Origin of the sequence: Roseovarius sp. CH_XMU1461, from assembly GCF_037027165.1 — a bacterium.
In the GTDB taxonomy this organism is placed as follows: Bacteria; Pseudomonadota; Alphaproteobacteria; order Rhodobacterales; family Rhodobacteraceae; genus Roseovarius; species Roseovarius nubinhibens.
The window spans coordinates 1-23,120 of the sequence record NZ_JAYMDV010000008.1 but is presented as its reverse complement, the minus strand read 5'-3'; the positions used below and the strand labels follow the sequence as shown (position 1 = coordinate 23,120).

General features: G+C 59.0%; 24 protein-coding genes. 19 read left to right on the top strand and 5 right to left on the bottom strand.

Going from position 1 to position 23,120, the window contains the following annotated elements; all coding sequences use genetic code 11:
- Positions 1-5 precede the first annotated feature (5 nt).
- From WA237_RS16510 to WA237_RS16500, 3 genes are all read right to left on the bottom strand, one after another.
- On the bottom strand, positions 6-584 hold the full coding sequence (locus WA237_RS16510) for a L,D-transpeptidase (protein WP_009815505.1): 579 nt from the start codon (positions 582-584) through the stop codon (positions 6-8).
- Positions 585-667: 83 nt separating this feature from the next.
- A complete protein-coding gene (locus tag WA237_RS16505) occupies positions 668-1,258 on the bottom strand; it encodes a L,D-transpeptidase (protein WP_083780975.1) in 591 nt (196 codons plus the stop codon).
- Positions 1,259-1,470: 212 nt separating this feature from the next.
- Positions 1,471-2,460: a hypothetical protein gene (locus WA237_RS16500; protein ID WP_336098948.1), complete on the bottom strand. Its 990-nt coding sequence runs from the start codon at positions 2,458-2,460 to the stop codon at positions 1,471-1,473.
- 144 nt (positions 2,461-2,604) lie between these two features.
- Between WA237_RS16500 and WA237_RS16495 the strand changes: the two genes are divergently transcribed.
- Genes WA237_RS16495 through WA237_RS16485 form a run of 3 tightly spaced genes read left to right on the top strand, consistent with a single transcriptional unit; the run spans position 2,605 to position 6,153 of the window.
- Positions 2,605-4,239 carry a transposase gene (locus tag WA237_RS16495; RefSeq protein ID WP_336098947.1) on the top strand — a complete coding sequence of 545 codons (1,635 nt, stop codon included), beginning with the start codon at positions 2,605-2,607 and terminating at the stop codon, positions 4,237-4,239.
- A gap of 1 nt (position 4,240) precedes the next feature.
- A complete protein-coding gene (locus tag WA237_RS16490) occupies positions 4,241-5,122 on the top strand; it encodes a TniB family NTP-binding protein (RefSeq protein WP_336098946.1) in 882 nt (293 codons plus the stop codon).
- Positions 5,119-6,153, top strand: a complete 1,035-nt coding sequence (locus WA237_RS16485) for a TniQ family protein (protein WP_336098945.1) — start codon at positions 5,119-5,121, stop codon at positions 6,151-6,153. The genes WA237_RS16490 and WA237_RS16485 overlap by 4 nt, the downstream gene beginning before the upstream one ends.
- Here WA237_RS16485 and scpB read toward each other — a convergent pair.
- Together scpB and WA237_RS16475 are read right to left on the bottom strand one after the other, a co-directional pair.
- On the bottom strand, positions 6,137-6,736 hold the full coding sequence (gene scpB / locus WA237_RS16480; RefSeq protein WP_336098943.1) for an SMC-Scp complex subunit ScpB: 600 nt from the start codon (positions 6,734-6,736) through the stop codon (positions 6,137-6,139). The two genes, WA237_RS16485 and scpB, sit on opposite strands and share 17 nt — an antisense overlap.
- Before the next feature lie 3 nt (positions 6,737-6,739).
- Positions 6,740-7,624, bottom strand: a complete 885-nt coding sequence (locus WA237_RS16475; protein WP_336098941.1) for a DUF1403 family protein — start codon at positions 7,622-7,624, stop codon at positions 6,740-6,742.
- 126 nt (positions 7,625-7,750) lie between these two features.
- On the opposite strand from WA237_RS16475, the gene WA237_RS16470 reads away from it, so the two are divergent.
- From WA237_RS16470 to WA237_RS16395, 16 genes are all read left to right on the top strand, one after another.
- Entirely contained in the window at positions 7,751-8,878 is a 1,128-nt protein-coding gene (locus WA237_RS16470; RefSeq protein WP_442970276.1) for a tyrosine-type recombinase/integrase, read from the top strand.
- Between the two features lie 438 nt (positions 8,879-9,316).
- On the top strand, positions 9,317-10,201 hold the full coding sequence (locus tag WA237_RS16465; protein ID WP_336099028.1) for a recombinase family protein: 885 nt from the start codon (positions 9,317-9,319) through the stop codon (positions 10,199-10,201).
- A gap of 30 nt (positions 10,202-10,231) precedes the next feature.
- The gene (locus WA237_RS16460) at positions 10,232-10,621 is read left to right on the top strand and encodes a DUF4143 domain-containing protein (protein ID WP_336098939.1); all 390 of its coding nucleotides are present in this window, start codon (positions 10,232-10,234) and stop codon (positions 10,619-10,621) included.
- A 648-nt stretch (positions 10,622-11,269) separates the two neighbouring features.
- Positions 11,270-12,454, top strand: coding sequence for a plasmid partitioning protein RepA (repA, locus tag WA237_RS16455; protein WP_203199954.1), 1,185 nt, complete (start codon positions 11,270-11,272; stop codon positions 12,452-12,454).
- Positions 12,454-13,425, top strand: a complete 972-nt coding sequence (repB, locus tag WA237_RS16450) for a plasmid partitioning protein RepB (RefSeq protein WP_267160402.1) — start codon at positions 12,454-12,456, stop codon at positions 13,423-13,425. Before repA ends, repB begins: the two co-directional genes overlap by 1 nt.
- Positions 13,426-13,665: 240 nt before the next feature.
- Positions 13,666-14,961, top strand: coding sequence for a plasmid replication protein RepC (gene repC / locus WA237_RS16445; protein WP_336098938.1), 1,296 nt, complete (start codon positions 13,666-13,668; stop codon positions 14,959-14,961).
- 144 nt (positions 14,962-15,105) lie between these two features.
- Positions 15,106-16,200, top strand: coding sequence for a Fic family protein (locus WA237_RS16440; protein WP_336098936.1), 1,095 nt, complete (start codon positions 15,106-15,108; stop codon positions 16,198-16,200).
- Positions 16,201-16,545: 345 nt separating this feature from the next.
- A complete protein-coding gene (locus WA237_RS16435; RefSeq protein ID WP_336098934.1) occupies positions 16,546-17,016 on the top strand; it encodes a hypothetical protein in 471 nt (156 codons plus the stop codon).
- Between the two features lie 40 nt (positions 17,017-17,056).
- Positions 17,057-17,995 (top strand): ArdC family protein, encoded by a 939-nt coding sequence (locus tag WA237_RS16430; RefSeq protein WP_336098933.1) that lies wholly within the window; start codon positions 17,057-17,059, stop codon positions 17,993-17,995.
- Positions 17,996-18,018: 23 nt separating this feature from the next.
- A complete protein-coding gene (locus WA237_RS16425; RefSeq protein WP_336098931.1) occupies positions 18,019-18,228 on the top strand; it encodes a DUF6330 family protein in 210 nt (69 codons plus the stop codon).
- A gap of 88 nt (positions 18,229-18,316) precedes the next feature.
- Positions 18,317-18,706 carry a DUF3768 domain-containing protein gene (locus WA237_RS16420; protein WP_336098930.1) on the top strand — a complete coding sequence of 130 codons (390 nt, stop codon included), beginning with the start codon at positions 18,317-18,319 and terminating at the stop codon, positions 18,704-18,706.
- Between the two features lie 155 nt (positions 18,707-18,861).
- Entirely contained in the window at positions 18,862-20,844 is a 1,983-nt protein-coding gene (locus WA237_RS16415; protein WP_336098929.1) for a ParB/RepB/Spo0J family partition protein, read from the top strand.
- A gap of 74 nt (positions 20,845-20,918) precedes the next feature.
- Positions 20,919-21,512, top strand: coding sequence for a regulator (locus tag WA237_RS16410; protein WP_114865679.1), 594 nt, complete (start codon positions 20,919-20,921; stop codon positions 21,510-21,512).
- Positions 21,512-22,168, top strand: coding sequence for a DUF6927 domain-containing protein (locus WA237_RS16405; RefSeq protein ID WP_336098925.1), 657 nt, complete (start codon positions 21,512-21,514; stop codon positions 22,166-22,168). The genes WA237_RS16410 and WA237_RS16405 overlap by 1 nt, the downstream gene beginning before the upstream one ends.
- Before the next feature lie 104 nt (positions 22,169-22,272).
- The gene (locus WA237_RS16400) at positions 22,273-22,572 is read left to right on the top strand and encodes a type II toxin-antitoxin system RelB/DinJ family antitoxin (RefSeq protein WP_074838673.1); all 300 of its coding nucleotides are present in this window, start codon (positions 22,273-22,275) and stop codon (positions 22,570-22,572) included.
- Positions 22,559-22,849: a type II toxin-antitoxin system RelE/ParE family toxin gene (locus WA237_RS16395; RefSeq protein ID WP_263046752.1), complete on the top strand. Its 291-nt coding sequence runs from the start codon at positions 22,559-22,561 to the stop codon at positions 22,847-22,849. The genes WA237_RS16400 and WA237_RS16395 overlap by 14 nt, the downstream gene beginning before the upstream one ends.
- The last annotated feature ends 271 nt before the right edge of the window (positions 22,850-23,120 follow it).

Here is a 23,120-nt window from a genome sequence, read left to right as displayed (position 1 = left end):
ACTTCCTAGAAAGTTGCGGGGTACAGGATCACACGCGTGTCCAGCGGAACCATATCATACAACTGGACAATCTGATCGTTCACCAATCTGGCGCATCCGTTTGAAACGGCACTGCCAATAGTGCTTGGGTCATTTGTGCCATGCACACGTAAAAAGGTATCCCCGCGTCCCGGTTGAAAAAGGTAGAGGGCCCGCGCACCTAGAGGGTTGCTCAGACCGCCAGGCATTCCATTCCGAAACGGTCCATACTTCTTCGGTTCACGACGCAACATGCCCGGGGTCGGTGTCCAGCTGGGCCATTCCTTCTTTGCCCCCACATAGAATTCGCCTGCCTCGTAAAGGCCCGGGCGACCGATCCCGACAGCGTAGCGAATTGCAGTGTTATCGGGTTGGGTCCAGAACAGGGCAAACTGGCTTGGAACAACATGGATTTCGTATGGAGCGGAGCCCTCTGGAATGCTCACTACTTGAGGTAAATACTCCGGCGGTAAATCATACTTTGGCAGCACTACATGGGCTGAAACTGGCTGACTGGCCAAAGTGCCAACAGCCCCGGCGGCAAGGAGGAATTTTCTTCGATTCATGAAGCTGTGGCTTTCGAACGGTGAACGTTGAATGAACGCCGGTACACGAGAAAAGACTTCAACAAGTCATGCTGGGTGCGCGATCAGAACAATTTCACTTGTGTTCCTACCTCAGCCAAAGCGAACAGTTCTTTGATATGTTCGTTGTAAAGGCCGATGCATCCGTTCGACGATTGGCGGCCAATTTTCCGCGTGTCGCCCGTTCCGTGGACGCGGTAATATTGCCATGAAAGGTAGAGGGCGTGTGTGCCCAAGGGGTTGTCTGGACCGGGTGGAAAATAGTCTGGCCAATCCGGATTGCGGATCTTCATCGAAGGCGTGGGGCGCCAGCTTGGTCCTTCCACTTTCTTGATAACGCTAGTGTATCCGCGTTTTGTCAGTTCTTCGGATTCCGGAACGCTCGACGGATACAGCTTATAGACACTTTCATCCTCTGACCAATATTGCACCGCTCGGGAATCAATGTCGCACAGGATTGCACCGTGGTTTAGATTATCGAAGTGATCCCGCCAGTTTGAGGTGCTGAAGGATGAAATATTGCGGCGCACTGGTGGTGTACCAAGTGGTGCTGTGGTTTGCGCGGTTGCAACGCCTGCTCCTAGGAACACCCCACTTGCGGCCGCACCGAGCAGCGCTCCGCGACGTGAGATAGATGAGTCCTTAATTAGCTTCATGATCAATCCTTCGGTTGTGCCTCCGTCTGTTTGCAACCTTCACCCACTGGAGCTTCAAGCGATCAATTGTCACAAAAACGTGAGACGAATGGCGAACGAACGCTTTGGGCTGGAAAAGCCCTGTCGCATTCGAACGGAAAGTGGCTTAAACGATCATCTGGGGCGGCACTAAAGCGTGCCAGGTCAAGCCTGTGTCAGCCTCGACAAATGACCTATACTAGGTCAGCTTTCCACATGCGATACCTCCCGTTGCCCGTCACCTCGCGGATCAAACCGCTTGCCTCCATCCATGCGAGATTGCGCTGAACGGCGGCGCGGCTGGCTCCGGTCATGGCCTCAGCCATCGGGGCGGAGGCCAAGGGCCATTCCGTGAAAACCTTTCGCAAGGCAACCGGCGTGCGGCCAGATAATTGCGCCATGACGTTTTCTGCCCGCCCGGTCCACGCTTCAATATCATCAAGTGTTCGCATCGCCGTCAGAATTGCACTGTTCATCCCATCTAGCCAGCGGGCCAAGCGTTCGGCTGGCGAACCCGAAACGCACAGCCCCCCTGCCCCGCCCATGGCGAGCGGCGCGAAGATGGCGCCGCTTCCATCGCTCGCCGCAATCCTGGACGCGGTGGCGGCGGCTTCGATCTGGTCGCCGTGCTGTCCGAGGCCCGCCAGACTCCAGAGATGAAAACCCATGCAAGCCCTGGTGATCGGGTGGAGATCGGTTGAGGCTGTCATGACTTCCAGCCATCCGCCGGCGCGATCTTTGAGCCGCTCAGCGCTGTCTTCAATGTTCTCGGGATCGCGGCGATCCAGGAAGGCAGCCAAGTCAGCCTCCGGCCCGGGACCGCCTGTCAGGCGCCGAACAGCCCATCCAACTCTTGCCAGTGCATTTGGGTTATCCTGTGCGCCTGACAACCGCATCGATATCCAGAGCGCCAGACGATCAGCTCTCACCCGATCTCCGTTGAGCCAGCTGAGGTCCGCTGCCTCAATCAAAGCGAGCCGATGCCGCCAGCCTTCCGGGCCGCGCAGCAGCCGGTCATCTAGAGCTCCCAGGCGTCCAGCCACTCTTGCCAGTCGCGCAGAGTGAACGCCTTCTGCCTTTGCCCAGTCTTCGATGACAGCAGTGTCAGGCGGTTCTGCCCGCGGCCCGGGAGGCAAATCATCCGGTTCTCTTTCTAAAGTGTCGCAATTGCTTTGCCGTTTCATCAAAAAGTTCTTACAGGATTTCAGTAGGATGAAGCGTAATCCGACGTGGTATTTTATGTTCCGATTTCAATTTTTAGCTCGCGTTTCAACAAGCGAGAACATGGGGCAGAAGATGGGGTTTAGAAACCGTGGAGCGGCGGGTTCATGACGCTGCGCGAAAATGAAGCGTCTGACGAGGCTTGGGCCAAGGCAACGCGTATCGCGCGAGAGCTGGATCGCATTTTGGACGGGCAAGAGCCTATGCGCACCGCAGTTTCTCGGGCCGCATCCGAATTGCGTCTCTCGACGCGCCAAGTCTACAACCACCTGCGCCGATATCGTACCGAACGTCGGGTGTCTTCGCTGTTGCCAAAGACAGGTGGAGCTAGGCGCGCAAGGATCAGCCCGGCTGTTGAGGAAATCATTTCGGCAACCCTTCGGGAGATGTGGCTTCAGCCCGAGCAACCGGACCTTGCGCCGATTGTCGATGAAATCCGTGCCCGTTGTGTCAGCGAGGGTCTTGATCCGCCTGCCTATGTCACCGTATCCAAGCGTATCCCGCGCCTGTTCTCGCCCGAGGAGATTGCCCGACGGCGACATTCAGGAGGGAAAAGCCTGCGGCGTCTGAAACCCCGCCCAGGCTATATCCGGGCCAACCACGCACTCGATGTCGTCCAGATAGACCATACCCCCGCCGACATCCAGTTTGTGGAAGTCATCGATGGTCAGGGCATCTATATCGGACGCCCCTATCTCACTATCGCAGCCGATGTTGCAACAAGCGCGATTATCGGCTTCTGCCTGACCCTTGAACAGCCTTCACGCCTGTCGGTCGCCCTCTGTCTGGCGCAGGCGATGTGCCGCAAGGAGGACTGGCTGGCAGCGCGCGACATCAATCATTCCTGGCCGATGTTTGGCCGCCCGAAGAAGGTCGTCGTGGATTCCGCCATGGAATTCAGAAGCACCAGTTTCATCCGGGGTTGTGCCGAGTACGGGATTGCAATTCAAAGCCGGAACAAGGGGACCGTCCATCGTGGCGGGGTTGTCGAACGGCTTCTCGGCAAGGTGAATACGGTGCTGCGCTCCCTGCCTGGCAAGACCGGGCGTTCCATCGCGGATCGGGGTGAATATCTGTCCGAAGACCGTGCGAGGCTCAGCTTTGCAGACCTCGAACGCTGTATCGCGTTGGCGATCATCGATCACAATCTTAGCCAGAATGAACGCAAGCTGACGGTCCCGACCATTGAATGGATACGAAAATGCCGTCAGCCGGATGGCCCGGAAGACAGCCCTTTCGACGTATTGCTCAGCTTTTTCCCGAACAAGACACGCAGGATTTCTCCTCAAGGTGTCAGCCTGTTTGCCAACGACTATTTCGATCCATGGCTGGGTCCATTGGTCGCCCGCCGTGATCGATTGGATGCTCTCGATGTTCGTTATGATCCTCGGGACATTAGCCACATCTACATCAAGGATCCCGATACAGGAGCCTGGCGCCCTGTGGCGCGTCGGGATGGACTGCTTGAAGGGGTCACCCTCTGGCAGCACAGGGCCGAGAGAAGCCGAGCGCGCGAAACCGGTCGGCGCCCGATTGAGGAGAAGACCGCGATCCGCCGCGAAATCGCGGCGACCGTGGATGCCTCAGCAACGAAGAAGCAAAGGCTGAAGGAAATCGCACGGGCCAGGCATGCGACTAATGCGCCGAAACCCTACCAGAGCCTCACTTCTTCCCCGACACCAATCCGCGAAACGCCTGACCCTGAGCGCCCGCGCCGCGTCTTTCCGGTTGAGGATTGGTGAAATGACGGATCACCTCCTGGACTCCGCCGCATCACTTCTCGATGCCGGTGACGCGTGCCGCATCGCCCATATCCGGACGGCCCGTTGGATCAGCCATCCGGTTGCAAGTCGCGCCCATAACGCCATGCGTCTGCTACTCGATCGGCCAGTAACTTTGCGCCCCAGAGGGCTCTTGCTGACGGGCCCCTATCACAATGGCAAGACGATGATCGCCGAACGCTTCGCGATCGAACATTTGCGTCAGTCAGAACGTCAAAGTATCTGGGTGATCCAGACCCGAGAAGGTGCCGGAATGTCTCACTTCTATGCCAGCATTCTTGCCGGGTTGCGCGCGCCTCAGGCATCTGGTTGGCGAAGCCTGTCGCGCGCGGGCGAGCAGGTGGATCATTTGCTGGACAGCTTGAAACCCCGCCTGCTCATCTTCGATGAGTTTCACAGCGCCCTTCGAGGGCGCCGACAGGACGTGAAAGCTATCTTTTCGTTCCTGCGCCGTATCGCACGTGTCCATGACATCTCGCCCGTATTGGTCGGCGAGGTTGCGGTCTATGACGCGGTACACGACACCGAGGAAATGGGTTCGCGGTTCGATACGATCCCTATTCCCAGATGGGCGTATGACGAGGATTTCGCGACGCTCCTCGATAGTCTTGAGACCAGTATGCCTCTCGCCCGAGCCTCGGACCTGTCGCGACCGTCACTGGCTGAGATCATCCATGAATTGTCAGAGGGCTTGATCGGAGAGGTCGTCGATATCGTGAGCAACGCGGCTATCACGGCGATAAGGAGCGGCGAGGAACACATCTCTGAAGCGACCATCACCTCTCTTGGTTACACGCCCCTGTCGAAACGCCGAAATGCGCCTTTGCGCCGCGAAATGATGTGACCCAGTCTGCTTCCGAGATCACAGTCACACCTGCGCGCGACTACGGCAATGAGGTGGGGCAAGGCTGGCCCGTCGTTGTTGCACCGGCACCCGGAGAGCTTCTGTCGAGCTGGCTGCATCGGCTGGCCATGGCCAATGGAATTCCACCTCAATATTTTGGGCGGGTTTTGGATGTCGCAGGTGGAGATTGGTCTGCGAAGCTTGACCGAGAACTTCCCGGGCGAATCCTCAATTTGCTGGTCGAGCGAACGCGGTTGCCTACCGAGGACATTGATGGCCTGACTCTGATCCGCGACCCACTGACCAGGTTGCGCATGCGGCAGACCACAGGATCAGGAGATGCCCGCGCATCGACCGCCCGGGTTAATCGCCTGCAATATTGCCCGGCATGCCTGAAAGAGGATCGCGCACCGTTCTTCCGGCGCGGCTGGAGCCTGGCGACGCGCGTTTCCTGCTTTCGGCATGGATGCCGCTTGCGCGACCAATGCCCTGCCTGCGGCGGCGGCATTGCGCCTTCACGACAAAACCGGCTTCTGCCGCAACATTTCTGCGTCTGGTGTGATGCTGATCTCCGAAAACCCACCCTGCCCGCCGAGTATGATGTGCAGCGTCTCGAACGGCTCATCGACGATTTGCTTCGAATGCATGTTGCAGGACATGGACGGCATGGAAAGACATCCCTGCCCGCCATACTTGGGGCGGCTTGTTTCACGTTCAATGGCCAGCCGACGTCAATTTCGCGCTTGCCGCACCGGGTCCGCTACATATTGTTCCGCCAGTTGGCCGATGGAATGACGCACCTCCAAAAACGTTCCGTGCATCCTGCAATTGATCTCTGGACCTGCATTGCACGGGCTGCGCCCAAGCATTCCGACTTGGTGGCGTCATTGAGTGCAGAGATCACGTCACAGATCACACCGGGAACAAAGACGCGCTCCAGACATCCTGATTTGGCGGACTTACAACAGGTCATCGTTCGCCTTCATTCAAACCGCCGCACATCATTGGCAACGGCTATGCCTGCGAATTGATGACACCTGCATCTTCCATCTGCTCCCGATCGGGCAGGTCCTCCAGCGACTCCAGATCGAACGCGACCAGGAACTGCTCCGTCGTCACATAGGTATAGGGTGCCCCGCGCCGCGGCGACCGTGGCCCGGTGACGATCAATCCACGCGCATGCAATCTTCCGATCAGATCTCGGCTGATCTCTTTGCCGAAGATGTCTTTCAGGCCGTCCCGTGTGATCGGCTGGTGGTAGGCGATGGCGGCCAGGACAGCGACATCGTACTCGCGCAGATCGAGATCCTGTTCACCTATATCAGCGGCGGTCCGGATCGCCGGGGCGTAGGCGGGCCTTGTCCTCAGCATCCAACCGCCGGCGACTTTTGTCACTTCGAATGATCGGCCGTCAAGGTCAGCTGCCAGGTCCTCGATCAGAAGCTCAACCGAAGCTCCTTGCCCTACCACCCGAGCCAGGTCCTCGCGCGGCACCGGCGATGCGCTGGCGAAGAGAACGGCTTCAATCCGCCGCATCCATTCGCGCCAGCGCAATTCGGCCGGCAGATCGTCCAATTCCCGGTCGAGGTCAGTTTCGGCGTGATCCTTGGCCATCGCTCAGATCCCGTAGAGCCGGAACGTGTCGCGGCCGGTCAGTTCGCGCACCGCGCCGAGATCGACCAACCGGTCACAGAGCCGCCGTGCAGACCGGTCCGGTAGTGGGAGGGCTGCAGGCGCGACGGCATCTTGGGTCAGGAACATCGCGACGGCGGCCTCTGCGCCTTTGGCGCGCAGCTTCGGCGCGACCGATTTGAGATGCGCTGCCCGCCGCGCGAGGTCAGTTGAGAGACGCACGGCGTCGACCGCCGATGAGACGAGCGCACGATGACAAGCCGAGCGTAGGTCTTCGCCTCGCTTGCGCATGTCGGCGCGCTTCAGGCCTGCGGCCAGAAGCGGCACGACATGATCCCAACCAAGCGCCTGAGCGAGGGTCGCGTCAGCAAGGACGAGTGCGGGCACCTCGGCACGGGGGGCATCGTTTAGTACCGCCTCCAGCACCATTGCCGCGCGACTGACCGGTGCCCCCTGCCCGGCATCGAGCCAACTCGCGATCTGATCACCCTGAAGTTCAGGCAGCGCCCGGACCAGAGCTTGCACGGTCACCAGCCTTTCCGTGGCGCGACGCCACGCCAGACAGGTTTCGCCTGCCGGGCCGGGCATGTCGCCGGGGCGTAGCAGATGCACCACGTCGCGCAGCTCCCCTGCGCGCTCCGGGCGACCCGAAAACGCGACACAAGCCTCCGTCGCGCGCAGCGCGAGCCGGTCCCGCAGCAAGGCCTGGGGGACAGGATCGTATCCTAACGCAAGATGCAGGTGGCTCAGTGCTGCGCCCGACAAAAACGCCACATCTTCAAGGGCTTCGGCGCGTACCGAGGTGACCCAGGGCGGCATCCGGGGTAGGCTATCAGGGTCGCTGTCGAAGGTTGAGCGGGCATATGTCATGCCACAACACTATCTTGCGGCGGCGCTTTTGACTACTACATAGTGTAGAAACCGCCCCTCTTTGCCGAGTCTTTAGATGTCCAATAAGTTTGCCTTATCGGACATATTCGGGATAGGCTTGGAAACATGAGCGAAACACCCGAAAACCGGCCCCCAAAGCCTGAGAAATCGACCTCAACGTCCCATGACGCGATGAACGATGACGAGCGCAACGAGAGAGAGTCTTCGGACGGCAATCCGATCGCCCTGCCCTCTCATGTCGCCGGCTCCGGCACGCTTGACCGACTGGTCGAGAACGCCCGCGACTATGCCAGGGCCTCGACGGCCGAGAACACCAACAAGGCCTACGCCGCGGACTGGAAACACTTCTCGCGGTGGTGCCGCCGCCATGGCACCGACCCTTTGTCAGCCCCCTGCCCCGACGCGCCGCTGATCGGCCTCTACCTGACCGAACTGGCAGCCCCGACCAATGGCGCACCAGCGCTTTCGGTCAGCACCATCGAACGGCGCCTGTCGGGCTTGGCCTGGACCTATGCGCAACGGGGTTTCACGCTGGACCGCAAGAACAGGCATATCGCGACGGTGCTTGCAGGTATCAAACGCAAACACGCCCGCCCCCCGGTTCAAAAAGACGCCATCGGCGCCGACGACGTCAAAGCCATGACCGCCACCCTGCCCCATGATCTGCGCGGGCTTCGGGATCGCGCCATTCTGCTCATGGGCTATGCTGGCGGGTTCCGGCGTTCCGAGATCGTGGCCCTTGATGTGAACCGCGACGATACCGACGATGGCCGCGGTTGGGTCACGGTTCAGGACCAGGGCGCAATCGTCACGCTGCAAGGCAAAACCGGATGGCGCGAGGTCGAGATCGGTCGCGGCTCAACCGACCTGACCTGCCCGGTGCGCGCGCTGGAGCAATGGCTGCACTTCGCGAAGATCAATTTCGGGCCGGTCTTTGTGCGCACCTCTCGGGATGGCAAACGGGCATTGGAAAACAGGCTTTCCGACAAACACGTCGCACGGCTGATCAAGACAACCGTCCTCAAGAGCAATGTCCGTTCGGATCTGCCGAAAGCCAAGCGGTTGGCGATGTTCTCGGGCCATTCCTTACGCGCCGGGCTCGCCTCTTCCGCGGAAGTCGATGAGCGCTATGTCCAGAAACAGCTCGGCCATACGTCGGCCGAGATGACGCGCCGGTACCAGCGCAGGCGCGACAGGTTCCGGGTCAACCTCACCAAGGCTGCTGGGCTTTGAAGCTTTCGATCCTTGCTGCCTTAGTGAAACGCTAAGGTGAAATCTGGACGCTTGGGTTCCAGCTTACCGCTTCAATTGAAATCGGGAACAAAACGCGACATAAAGGCCCAGGTAGAAACCAGAGATCGTCTTCATGAGCCTCTTCATCCGCCTCGATGGTGATGAGGGGGTCATCGAAATTATCAGTCAAAGCAGATGCGTGGGTCTTCATATGTGCAAAATACTGTTCTTTTGCACATTACCCAAGTGATTTTGTGGCGGTTGCCTTCGCTCTTTATATAGTATGCGCGCGCGACTGCCGGTGAAACCTCTCAGATCGCGCTCAGCGCAAGGAAACCAAAGGTTTTTAGACGAGCGCGACGAGAGAGTACCTACTTGCATTCGTTTACAAACGGTCGTTTATTAGCGATACCTCAAATTGTAAACGGCCCCGTTTTCATGCCCCTGATAGGCTATGCGCGCGTATCCACAGAGGATCAGACCCCCCTGCCCCAGTCAGAGGCCCTTCAATCTGTGGGATGTTCCGAGATTTTCGAAGAACACGCCTCAGGTGGAAATCGTGCGCGGCCTGTGCTTGCCCGCGTACTAGAGCGAGTTGCCAAGGGCGACACGCTGGTTGTCGTTCGGATCGATCGGCTTGCGCGATCTCTGTCGCACTTGCTGGAGGTGATCGAGCGCCTGGAGGCGAAGGGGGCTTTCTTCCGCTCGCTGCAGGACCCCATCGACACCGCCTCCCCTCAAGGAAAATTCACATTGCAGGTTCTGGGCGCCGCGGCCGAGTTCGAACGTGCCCTGATCCGCGAGCGTACCAAGGCCGGGCTTGCCTCGGCACGCGCCAAAGGGCGCGTTGGCGGCAACCCTGGGCTTCGGGCCAAAGACCCGTCCGCGTTGCGCAAGGTGCGGCTTGCGCGACAGGACGGCTACATGGAGCGCCTGAACGAGACCGCGCAGGACTGGGTGCCCCATGTGCGCCGCTTACGTCCCGATATGGCTTGGGAAGACGTCCTGCGGATTATCAATGGCTCCCTGCCCCCAGATCGCCATTGGACCCAAAGCCGCTTGCTGCGCGCCGTTAAGGCCTACGTCCGCGACGGCTTTCTGTCCGCTGATGTGCTGGGCCGTGCAGGACGCCGCGAAACGGACGACCGCCTCCCCGCGATCGTCGCCGGCATCAAAGGAGCGGACCCAGACATCACGTTGCAGGCGATCTGCGACCGATTGGAGGCAATGCGCGAGCGCACCCCTCGTGGGCGATCCAGTTGGCAGCCATCCTCGGTTAAAATGTTGCTTGAACGAGCGGAAAGGCTGGGGCTGTTGGGGTGAATTTCGGCGCAAAGCCTGCTCGTCGACCTTATGCTAGTGCGGCAACTAAAACCTTGGTATGAAAATGTCGGGAAGCTCCTTGTGAAATTCCCAGAGGTCTATGTCCGGGACAGCGGGATCGTGCACGCCCGATTGAATATCGGAACTTCGGCGGGCGTACTTGGGCACCCGGTCCTTGGCAGCAATCGGGAAGGCTTTTGCATCGAAGTTCATCTTGCCACAGTGCCTTCTGATCCAGAACAATTCTTCTATCGCTCCTCTGCCGGGCTCAACTTGATTCGGTCCTTCGCCCGCCGGATGGCGACATCTGGGCCATCGAAATCAAACGTACGACGACACAGAAGGTCACTCGCGACTTCCATATGGGTGCGGAAGATATCAACGCGTACCGCAGCTACTGATCTACGCTGGCGGGCATGACGTCCTTGTAACCGAAGGCATTCGGGCAATGTCTCGCGAACACGGAATCGAGGTGCTGAGAAGACTTTATGGCAGCGCAGGTTCTCCCCATTGGGTGCTTGTCTATGGTGTACCAGGCTCAGCACTTGAATGAGTTTCCGCTACTCAGCAAGATGGCCGAATGAATGGCAGTCGCTCGTGGACGGTAGCCTGGTCTTCGGTGTGTCTTCCGATGTAGCTAGGGCGCATCATTTGCATGTGGCAGGAGTCGACACTTCCTAGTCAATTGTCGTCGACTCCCCTCCCCTGCCCCGCGGCGCTTCGTGTCCGGTGTGGCTCATGTTTACTCAGCTACCTGGCTGCTCAACGTCGACCTGGAACCGATGTGCGACCAGGTCGATGACAGAAGGTGGAGAGATCGTTTTCACCACGTTTGGCGTCTGCATCTCGATGCTGATCTCGAGGAAGGGAGCATAGGATAAGGTACGAATGCTCGTTGTCACCACGTTTACAGCTGTAAACTCGGCCTAGATTGCGTTCGTGGATATAGTTCCCTGCCGTATGTTTAGACACTAAATAGAGGAAAAATCTTGACTTAGCCGCGTGAATCGCTCCTTTTATCCTCAAGTGGCGTGAAAAAGGCCACATTTTGGAAATTGAGGCAACCAGATGATTCCCGTGACACCATTGGCAAATGAGCGCCCATCGGCACTTGCGACCGAGATATCCGAACGGCTTAACGCTGCGATCAGAGAGCACCTACTATCTGCTTTTGCCCCAGACAATTCAAAAACGCTACGTTCTTTTTCAGCCCCAGAAACTGCTGAACTCTTGGGTGTGTCCGGGCAATTCATGCGAAAGGTCCACGCCGAAGGGACACTTCCGGAGCCCGAAGACATCCGGGGTGGCAGGCGCTACTACACAGCCCAAGAGATATGGAATGCCCGCGAAATCCTGGAAAAAACCTCTCGGAAGAAGGGGCGGTATATGCCTCGCCGCTCCGGCGAGGAAAAGCTGCAGATTTGGCAGTTGATGAATTTCAAAGGCGGTTCAAGTAAAAGCACAACGAGCGTCCACCTCGCTCACTACCTTGCTCTTCGGGGCTACCGGGTCTTGGCGTTGGACCTGGATCCACAGGGGTCGCTCACATCAATGTGTGGGATTAGCCCCGAGATCGAGTTTGATGGACTGACCGTTTATGATGCGATCCGCTACGACGATCCGGTCAGCATGGCGGACGTTGTTGTTCAGACATACTTTCCCGGGCTCTCGATTGCGCCTTCACGCTTGATGTTGTCGGAATTTGAGACGGAGTCGGCCGTTCATTCGAACCCGGACCAACCATTCTTTACCCGCATCCGGAATGCCTTGGCGCAGGTCGAGGATGATTTTGACATTGTACTCATGGATAGCCCGCCACAACTGGGTTTCTTGACCATCGCAGGGATGGCTGCCGCCAGCTCCCTTATCGTTCCTCTAACTCCATCGATGTTGGACGTTTCTTCAACAGCTCAGTTTCTCGAGCTGGCTGGGGCTTACATGGGCGTGATCGAAGATGCTGGCGCATCTCTGCAGTATGATTTCTTTAAGTTTCTCATCACCCGCGACGAACCAACCGACGTACCTTCTCAGCAGTTGACCTCTTTCATGCGGGCTCTGTTTCAAGACCGGGTCATGTCGGCAACTGCTTTGAAGAGCACAGCAATCAGTGATGCCACCATGCTTAAGCAGTCGATTTACGAAGTGGTGCGTTCGGAGATGACACGCGCCACATATGATCGGGCCAAGGGCTCGATGGATGCGGTCGGGCTCGAAGTGGAAACGATGATCCATCATTCGTGGGGGCGTAAGTAATGGCTAGGAAATCTCTTCGCGATATGTCGGGAATTGCCAACACAATCGCCCGTTCCGGCGGATCACAGCCAGAGAGACCGCCAAAGACCAGCGCTCCGGCTTTGGGGGCTCTTCAAGGCTCTCTGGCATCTATCCGTGAGATTGATCCCAATCTGATCGACGATTGGGGGCCAGTAGACCGGCTTGAGGAGTTTACAGCTGTAAACGTCGAAGACGACGACGAGAGCTTCGAACGATTAAAGAGCAGCATTCGCGAAGGCGGGCAGCAAGTGCCTATACTCGTTCGGCGGTCAAAAGTCGCTGACGGGCGCTTTGAAGCAATCTACGGGAGGCGCCGCTTAAAGGCCTGTCGCGAACTCGGCATGAAGGTACGTGCAAACGTCCAAGATATTGATGATGCTACGGCCTTGCTGGCGAAAGGATTGGAGAATGCAGCGCGCCGCAACCTGTCTTTCTACGAGAAGGCAAGGTTCGCCGAGGCCATCCAAAATGCCGGCCACGATGGAGCAACTGTTCGGCAGGTTCTAAACCTGTCGGCGTCAGGTCAGTCACACCTTACGAAGGTGACGCAGAATGTCCCAGTCAAGATCGGTGACCTCATTGGCGCGGCGCCAAAATCCGGCCGCCCGAGGTGGACGGAGTTGGCCGAGCTCTTTCTCTCTAGGAAGCTCACTGAACGTACGGCTCTCGATATCTTGGCTAAGATCAGGGCAACATCGAATTCAGACGAGCGCCTTGAATTGCTCATTAAGGAAGCGACTAAGCGCGGCGCGAAGAACTCGCGCGAAACTCGGGAGATCACACCCTTAGAGGGAGTGACGATCAAAGCTGGTCGCGCAACACTGTCACTTTCGGTGAAGAAGTCTGGCGCAAACGCTGAGTTTGCAACCTGGCTTGAGAGTAATCTCGCGGAAATAATCAAGCAATCCTATGCTGAATTTACGGATGTAAATTCAGTGGATGACAACTGAGGACGAGCAGAAAGGAGGAACGGCAAACAAAGAAAACCCCCGAAACCGGAGCTTCGAGGGCTGCTGCGCAGAGCGCAATTCTTAGATTAGACACCTAGAATCTAGCAGCCAACGAATCACCACACAAGAGAAAACGCTTCTGAGCGAACGGGATTTCTTTGCCGCTTACATAAAATGACAAAATTGAGTGATGCTCCGCATGGAGCGACTGGGACAGTCATGCCTCAGAACGGCGGAGGTATGTCCAATATTAGCCAACCCTCGGGGTGGCGCAAAGCGACGGCCGGACTGGCGGTTGCTGAACAGCACGCACAAGCTGGTGAAAGAGCAGCCGTGCCCAAAACACAGGCCTTTGTCGCCGTGAAACGCGTTGGTGCGCATATAGGCCTCAAGGCTGGCGACATGCTGCTTCTCGACACGCTTGGGGCATTCACGCAAGCCCAGGACTGGGAAGAGGGACAGCGTCCGATCGTCTGGGCGTCCAACTCTTATCTGATGGAGCGAACAGGCTTCTCGCTCTCGGCGCTCAAGCGCCATTCCCGGCGTCTGACCGAGATCGGCGTGATTGCCTTCAAGGACAGCCCCAATGGCAAGCGGTGGGGCCACAGGGACGCTGACGGCCGTATCATCGAGGCCTATGGCTTTGATTTATCGCCGCTTTCGGCTCGCGCCGAAGAGTTTGAGCGGTTACATGCTGAACTGCAGGCTGAACGTGAACTCTGCCAGCGCCTGAAGCGCCAGATCACAGTTGCGCGCCGAATGATCCGCGCGAGGATCGAAGCGGCCCAAGGTGGCGCTCTGAGTGGCCCCTGGACACAGCTCTCAAGCCTCTTTGAGGATCTTCTGGACCGCTTGCCACGCCGGAACACGGCCTCTGAGGTGCTTGCGCGGCTCCTAGAATGGTTCAGGGAACTTCAGGAGCGTGTCGAAGTGACCTATCTCAAGGCATCTCGAGCGGATGACGTTGTGGAAAACACCGCCGAATCCACCGAACAAGTCAGTGAAAAGACTCTAGAAATGGACCCCAGGGAGGTCATTTCTGAACCTCATATACTAACTACAAATCAACTCAATCCTGTAATCTGTAAGTCCTCTGAAAAAGAGAACGCGGCGGGCGTGGTGCCAAATGCGCCACCGGAAGAGAGGGTGGATAGGGAGCTAGAAGACTGGGTAGCTGAAACACGTAAGAAACGAGGTGCAGCGCTTGATTTGCCGACTGTGATGCAGGCTTGTCCTGAATTCGCGTCCTGGGCACGCAATATGGGCGGGTATTTGAAGGATTGGGGCGATCTTCATCGCGTTGTCGGGCAGCTCAGGCCGATGATCGGTGTCTCAGAGCACGCTTGGAACCTCGCACAGGACCGTCTCGGTCCCCAGATCGCGACAGCAGCGCTCGTTCTCACGTTTGACAAGCATTGTGCCGGCGAAGTGGCGTCTCCGGGTGGATATCTGCGGGGTATGGTCGAGAAGGCCGGGGCAGGGGAGCTGCATCTCGAGCGCAGTTTCTATGGCCGGTTGAGCGGACAGGCGGCGTAATGGGAAGTGAAGCAGTTGTCCTGCGTTTGACCTTCCAGATCGGGTATGCGGAGATTGTCGCCCTTATTCTCCGCGCCTTCTGCGGTGTTTGTCGTTGTCTTGCGGAGATTGTGCCGTATAATCTCCGCAAGGAATGCGTAAAATATGACTTACATTCACGAACACCCTGATTGGCCCCAGTTTACCTGGGATAAGCCCAAACTGTCGTCACAACTTGCTGCGGTCCGTCACCGCCAAGGCAAACTCTTGGGGCGCATGGAGGGTCTTGGCTTCGATCTTCGCAACGAGGCGATGCTTAGAACACTAACCAGTGATGTCGTCAAAAGCAGCGAGATCGAGGGGGAGACGCTCGACAAGGATCAGGTTCGCTCATCTATCGCAAAGCGGTTGGGTCTGGAAATTGGCGGACTGATCCCGCCTGATCGCCATGTTGATGGTGTCGTCGAGATGATGCTGGACGCAACCCAAGCGTATGACCAGCCACTGGATGCGGAGCGTCTGTTCGGCTGGCATGCGGCTCTCTTTCCAACCGGGCGAAGCGGAATGACTCGGATCAGGGTAGGGGGGTGGCGTGACGGTCTCATGGAGGTTGTATCAGGACCTTATGGCCGCGAACGCGTGCATTTTGAGGCGCCAGACGCCGAACGGTTAGACCCTGAAATGGCGCGCTTCCTGACCTGGTTTAATCAGTCCTCCGAGGCGGATCCCGTCATACATGCCGCCATCGCCCATCTGTGGTTTGTCACCATCCACCCCTTCGATGATGGCAACGGCCGCATCGCGCGGGCGATCGCAGACATGGCCTTGGCGCGATCCGAAGGCAGCGCGCAGCGGTTCTACAGCATGTCGACGCAAATCCGACAGGAGCGGAGCGATTATTACGACATGCTCGAGTCGACGCAAAAAGGGGGGCTTGATGTCACGGCGTGGCTCGTTTGGTTTCTGGCTTGCCTTGACCGCGCATTTGATGGTGCCGAGATCATCCTTGAGGCCGTGTTCAGGAAGGCGCGGTTCTGGGAGAAATATGGAGCGGCGAACATTAACGACCGGCAGCGGGACATGCTCAACCGCCTTTTGGATGGGTTCGACGGAAAACTCACAACGTCGAAATACGCGAAAATCGAAAAGTGCTCACAAGATACGGCATATCGCGACATCCTCGATCTCATCGGCTTGGGCGCCCTGGCGAAAGATGAGGCTGGTGGACGTAGCACCAGCTATTCCCTGACGGCAACCTAAAAAGGCTCATCTCAGGGGAAGCCCGAAACGCTGGCTCCAAGGAAGTATCAGCCAAGCACCAGTGAGGCTTGCCGGTTTGGGGCAAACCTAAGTCTTTGATAAAGCTTGTAAGTCAGAAGGTTTAAGGACTTATTTGCCGATGTATGTTGCCGATCTTGAGGTGCTGAGTGCAATGAAGATGAAACGCGGTTCTGACGGCCTTGGAAGTCCTCGGCCTGTGCCTCCGGGGTAGCAGAAAGGGAAAGTGTCCTTCGGGTTTTGTGACTGACAGTTGAGGGACCTTGGGGTGCCTCGGACGGGTCCGGGCCGGGTTCCGGTCTGCCGTTCCTGATGAAGGGCATTCACATGCAACCAGGTGTCTTGCGCGTGCTGCGCGCGACCGCTGCCTCTTGGTGGCGGCACAGAGAGCTGCGCCGAACCGGCGAGAAGGAGCTGGCACGGCAGCTCGAGCGGACGGCCGTTCTCCGCGATCTCGGCTATCTCAAGCAGGCCGCGTCATTGCCATACGCGCATGTGATTTGCGGAGAGGGTGGGACTTTCCTCCATATCGGTTGGACCACCGTTTCAACCTTCGCGCCGATCGAGCGCTTTCCCTTGGCCGCTCTTGCAGTCGCACGAGGGACCCCGTTCATCGATATCCGACCCGTCACCAATGTCATCGCTTTCGCGAACCTACCGCGGGTGGCGCGGGACGTATCGGACGACTCTGAAATCTGGGGCCTTGGCAGGTCCGTCTCGCTGACCAACTACATCGACACGGTCGAAGCCCTCGCTGCCAGGATCATCAACGATCCGAGGCCCCGTCAGTCAATCTGATCACCATTCCCTCTCACCAAAACTCGAAAGGAGGCCAGACATGGCCCGATCCCGCACGACCAAATTCGATGCCTCCGAGGTCATCACCAGCGAAATCATCCGCATCATTGAGCGCGGCGTCCTGCCCTGGCGCAAGCCATGGACGGCAGGCGGCAGCTCACGTCCCCTGCGCGTGGGCGGTGAACCCTACCAAGGGGTGAACAACTTCCTGCTGACCATGCGGACGGTGATGGTAGGCCATACCTCGCCCTTCTGGATGACCATTCCGCAGGCGAATGCCCTCGGCGCAAAGGTGCGCAAGGGCGAGAAGTCCTCCGTCGTGGTGTATTACGGCCAAAGCCGGAAAGACGCCGGCGGGGAGGATGACCGCAGCGATGGGGATGATAGCTCTGAGGAAACCCGCGTCTTTCGCTTCCAGAAATCCTACCGCGTGTTCAATGCCTGCCAGATCGAGGGCTTGCCTGATAGCTTCTATCCGGACCCGGAGCCAGTGCCTGAACATCCGCCTTCCGAGCCCATCCCGCACATGCAGGCGTTTTTCGATGCCATCGACATCACAACCGTCTTCACGGGGACGGAAGCCTACTACCTGCCGCCCGTGGATAAGGTCTTCATGCCGTCGATCACGCAGTTTGAGAACCCGCAGAATTTTTACGGGGTCTGGGCGCACGAGCTGGCCCATGCCACAAAAGCCCGGCATCGACTGAACCGCGATTTCGGGCTCTCGAAGTTCGGCAATACCTCTTACGCGCGCGAGGAAATCGTGGCGGAGTTGACGTCGGTGTTTTTGGGGCAGGAACTTGGCTTCACGGCGCATACGCTCGAGATGAACGCAGCCTATCTCCACAACTGGTTGCGCGTTTTGCGTTCGGACAAGACTGCGATCTTCCGCCATGCCGCCGATGCGCAGCGCGCCTGCGACTATCTGATCGCCAGATCAGAGGCGGGTAGGGCAGGGCGCAGTGCCGAGGCCGCCTGAACACACGGAGAACGGAAACCCACATGTCAGGTCAGGAACCCAAGACGCTGCGGGTGGCCTGCTTCGAAGGTGGCCGCCGCAAGATCATCACCTTCAAACGCGGGGCTTATTGGTGGAGCCCGTCCGAGGGCGCTTATCCGCTCTCGGCAGCGCTCGAGAGCTTCACGGACCAGGGCGGCTGTATCGAAACCATCCCCAACCCGAATTACAGACCCAAAGGGCTGTTCGGGTAGGGCGCCTTCGGCCTCGATTCATCCGCCAAGCGGAAAAGAAAAAGCGGGCTTTGAGAAGGGTGTTTCAAACCTCTCAAAGGAGATCCCCATGTCCATGACTGTTCAACCTCTGCCAGACCGTCCGGACCCGACCGTGATCGCGGTGCAGAACGACGCGTTTCGCAAACTTGCATGCCTTGGGGTGCCGCCCGCGCAACCCATCCAGGGCCGGATGCATGTCACCCGTTCGATTATGGAGGCTGGTGACGGCTTCATGGCCGAGGCGGTAAAGGCCACGGGCATGTTCGAGACCTTCGAGCCCGAGAACGATCCCGAAGGATGGCATGATTTCGGGGCGGTCGAGATCCGCGGCGAAACCGTGTTCTGGAAACTGGATTTGTACGAAGCGGGTTCCGACTTCCGCTACGGGGCTGAGGCCCCGGACAATCCCGCTACCACCATGCGCGTGCTGACCATCATGCTGGCGCGCGACTGGTAGGGCAGGGGACACCCCCTCCCGACACCCCAGGCGATGAAGGCCCACTGACCCCTCAAAGGGAGAGTGGGCCTTTTGTCGTCGTGATCCCCGGTTTCGGGGATTGGCCGTGCGGAGGATCGCGCGGACCGCATTCCAGCCATCGAGAAGGATATCCAATGACCGCAAGTTTCAAACCCGTCGCCGTCGCAGTCTGCGATCTTACAGCTCACCCTGCCAATGTGCGCAGCAACTCGCCGGAAACCTACGACCCCGAGAACATCGCGCATCTGAAAGCCAGCATCGTGGTGCTGGGTCTCCTCCAGCCGCTCTTGGTCCAGAAACTCGACGGCAAATACGCCGTACTGGCGGGTGGTCGTCGTCACGCCGCGCTGAAGGAGCTGATCTCGGACAAGTCCGCGAAGGGCTTTACCGCCAAGACCAAGATCGACTGCCGTATCGTGCCCGAGGATTGCGATGTGACCACAGCGCTGTCGCTCGCTGAGAACATCACGCAAGCGCCGATGAACGCGATTGACGAGTTCGAGGCTTTCGCGCGGATGATGGAAGTCGACGGTCAGACGCCCGAGACCATCGCAAAGACCTTCGGCACGACGGTTGCCGCCGTCAAAGGCCGGTTGCGTTATGGCCTAATCCACCCCGACATCCGCGCCGCGGCCCGGGCCAAGACGATCACGCTCGACACGATGAAGGCCTTTGCCGAGCACCCGAGCCAGGAGGTGCAGAAGGAGGTCTACAAGGCGCTCACCAAGGAGGACAGCTACCTTCAGGCCTATACCGTGCGTCAAGCGCTCAAATCCCGGGGGGTGCAGGTCAGCGATGATATCGGGGCCTTTGTACGCGAGGACTACGAAGCGCGGGGTGGGGCCATCGCGGCCGATCTCCTGGAAGAGCATTCCGTGCTGGAGGATGCGGCGCTGGTCGAGACCATCTTGCTTGAAAAGCTCGGTGCCGCTGCCGAAGAGGCCCGTATGAGGCTGGGGTTTGCCTGGGCCGATGCGATGGTCCGCTATGATTACGCGACCATGGCCGACTACGGCCGCGTCTATCCCGGCCCGATCGAGCCGGATGAGGCTGCCCAGAAGCGCATCGATGAGATCACCGCCGAGCTTGAGAAATTGCAGTTCGAGATGGAAGATGAGGGGCTCGAGGACGGTGCCTACAATGCCCTTTACGAGCGAGTGGACGCCTTGGAAGAGGAAGCGCGCGATCTGCAGGAAGCCTACAGCGCTGAGGACCTCGCGCGGTCTGGGGTGATCGCGTCGTGGCAGGGTGGGCAGATCACGCTCCATGTGGGCCTCGTCCGCCCGGAAGACACCGTCAAAGAGGAGGGCGCGCGCGGCTCCTCGGCTAGCCCGACCGGAGAGGAGGCCCCGGACGCCGGCGAGATCACCTACCCGGCCTCGCTGGCTGAGGACCTCAAGACCGAGCGGGCCATGGCCCTTGGCGCTGCGATGGCGCTGCATCCGGAGGCCACGCTCGATCTGACGCTCTTCAAGCTGGTCAGTGACGTTCTGGCCAGCGGCATGAGTGTCACGCAGGCGATCAAGATCGATGCCCGCAAGGAATACCGCAGCCATGCCAAGATGGACGAGATCGACGAGACCTCGCTCGAGCAGGTGGCGGCGGCACATGATGCGCTTGATTTGTCTTGGCTCGATGACAGCCGCCCGCCCGCCGATCAGTTCGCGGCGTTTCGCGCGCTGGCGGCAGGCGAGAAGACGAAGCTCGTGGCCTATGCGACCGCCAGCACGACGCAGTCCTGCTTCGCGCGGGACCCGCGGCGCGACAGCCTGATGCATGACTTCGAGATCGAGATCATGCCCGACATTCGCGCCCACTGGACGCCGAATGCGGCGCTCTTCAACCGCTTCAAGAAGGCCTGGCTCCTGAAGATCCTCGACGAGGATCTTGGTCTCGCCCAGGAGGCGGTGACGCTCGCCTCGTCGAGCAAGAAAGAGATCGTCGCCTTCTGCGACAAGCTCTTCGCCGAACCCTTCGCCACCCTCACCGACGCGCAGCGCGCTGCTGTGGCCGCCTGGTGCCCGCCGATGATGCAGACCAACGGTGTCGCCTTTGATGAGGCGGAGACCACTGCGGAAACCCCGGAGCCTGACAGCGAGATCGCGCAAGCGGCCTGAGTCCTCACGCGACCCGCGCAAGCCCTTTCGCCTGCGCGGGTCTATCTTCTCATACCCAACGGAAAGACATCCCCATGGCTATTCTCAAGTTCTCCGCCTCCGCCGTGGCGGCGCAGATCGCCCATGCGCGCGCCTGCAAAACCTTCCTGCCCAACTGGAACGGGCCCGTGGACAGGCCGGCCCTGATCCTCATCGTCGGCAACGGCGTGCATCTGCGCTCGAATGGCATCGATGGCACGACCACCCGCATCGTCACGACCGAGCAGGCCGATCCGTCCTTCGCTTTCGCCGATGGCATGAACCCGTTTCGGGATACCGATTGGATGGCGCAGCGCCGCATGGCGTTTCGCGATCTGACCGGCCAGTTCTACACCGACATCCTCGACGATGTGCAGGTGCTTATCGACCGGGGGCAGGGGGCCATCCGCCTCGCCACCGATGGCCACAGCATCCGCGTCTTCGTGCGCCGGGCCTCGGATTATCTCATCGGCGGAACCTACGAAGTGCCCTCGGGCCTCGGCGGCACCTTCCGGGTCATCCTCAAGGATGCCTGCGACACCTTCGCGATCGTGCAGAACTGCGGCAATTGCGAGGATTTCGATGCTATGCAGCCCTACCGCGTGCCACTCGATGCGCTGATGGAACTCGATGATCGGAGGGCGGCGTGATGGGTTGGCTCTTCTACACTGATCGCCGCATACAGACCTACGCGGATGAGAAAGCGGAAATCGCCCGGCTCTGCACCTCTCATGGCGACACGCGCAAAACTGAACTGGTCAAGGCCTGCAAGGTAGCCTCCACCTGGTATGTGGCGGCAAGGGTAACCAATATTGACGGCACCCCTGTCGAAGACGCGACCCATGTCACCGATCCTGACGGCTCGATCACTTTCGGGGCCGTCTTCCTCGCCCGATACGATGACGGCTGCTGGGGCTACAAGGACATGGAGGAAAGTGCCGGCCCGAACGAGTCTCGTGCTCCCCTTGGGCTGATCGAGCTCCTCTCCGATCTGAAAGACCCGGACAGCTACGCCCAGCACTGGCGTCAGCGCTGCCGGGACTGGGCTGCGATCCCGGACTACGAGGAAGGCGACAAGATCAGGCTCGCCACCCCTGTGACGCTCACCGATGGCACCACCTGCCAGATCGTCACCGCGACGCACTACAGGCGGGGTCGGCAAAAGCGCCGCTGCTACCGCATCGAAGAAACCGGCGGGCTCGTGCGTCTGTCGAAAGCCTCACTTGCCGGCTCGGAGCTGCTCAGCTCCGCAAAAGGCGAGGCCAGTCCTGTGCTGGCGGAGTTCCTGGCGGGGCAGGGTGGCTGAGTTTCCCGCTGAGACAACACCACGGGACCACGCGCGCACATACTGCCGACTTGAATTCGTATCTCAAATGAGATACATCACTCCCATCAACTGGAGGACCATCCATGCCTGCCCAAACATCCATGCTTCATGTCCGTGTTGACGATCAGCTGAAAGCACAGGCTTCGGACGCACTTGCGGGCGTCGGTCTGACGCTCTCCGATGCGGTGCGTATTCTTCTGACCCGCGTGGCCGCAGAAGGCGGATTGCCTGCCGGATTGACCGCTGATCCGGATGCCTATGACGCCTGGTTCCGGGCGAAGGTACAGGAAGCGCTGGACGATCCAAGCCCCACAACGCCCCATGCCAAGGCGATGCAAGACGCCCAGGCATTGATTGACGGGAAGCGCCTTGCCAAATCTTGATGGGCCCGATCTTGAATGGAAAGCCACGGCCATCGCCGACTTGTTGGCAATCATTGACTACATTTCCGATGACAACCCGGATGCCGCTCAAGTTCTCAAAGACGAGATTGAACACAAGACGTCCCTCCTTCCAGAACGCCCTCAAATGTACCGCGCGGGCCGTGTCGATGGGACCCGGGAGATGGTTGTTCGGCCAAACTACATCGTGGTTTATGCTGAAAGCCCTGAGATGGTGACCATTCTGCGCGTACTTCATGCTGCGCAGCAGTGGCCATGATCGGCGTGCAGGCCCTCCGCTAAGAAATTGCTCGCTCTACCCCTTCAAAGTGTAGAGCGGGCTTTTTGTCCTTTGGAACTCAGACCCTGATCCAAAGGAAATCTCCATGTCCAAGCCAAATCCGGAAAACACGGCTCTCTCAATTTCCGCAGCTTACCTCGCCTCTGCCCTCGCGCAGATCGGCGCGGAGGTCGACCTCCAACCCCTGCGCAGTTCAGCTCTCGCGCGCATCATGCGCGAGACGTTTCATGGCAGCGATGCCGGGGGCGCC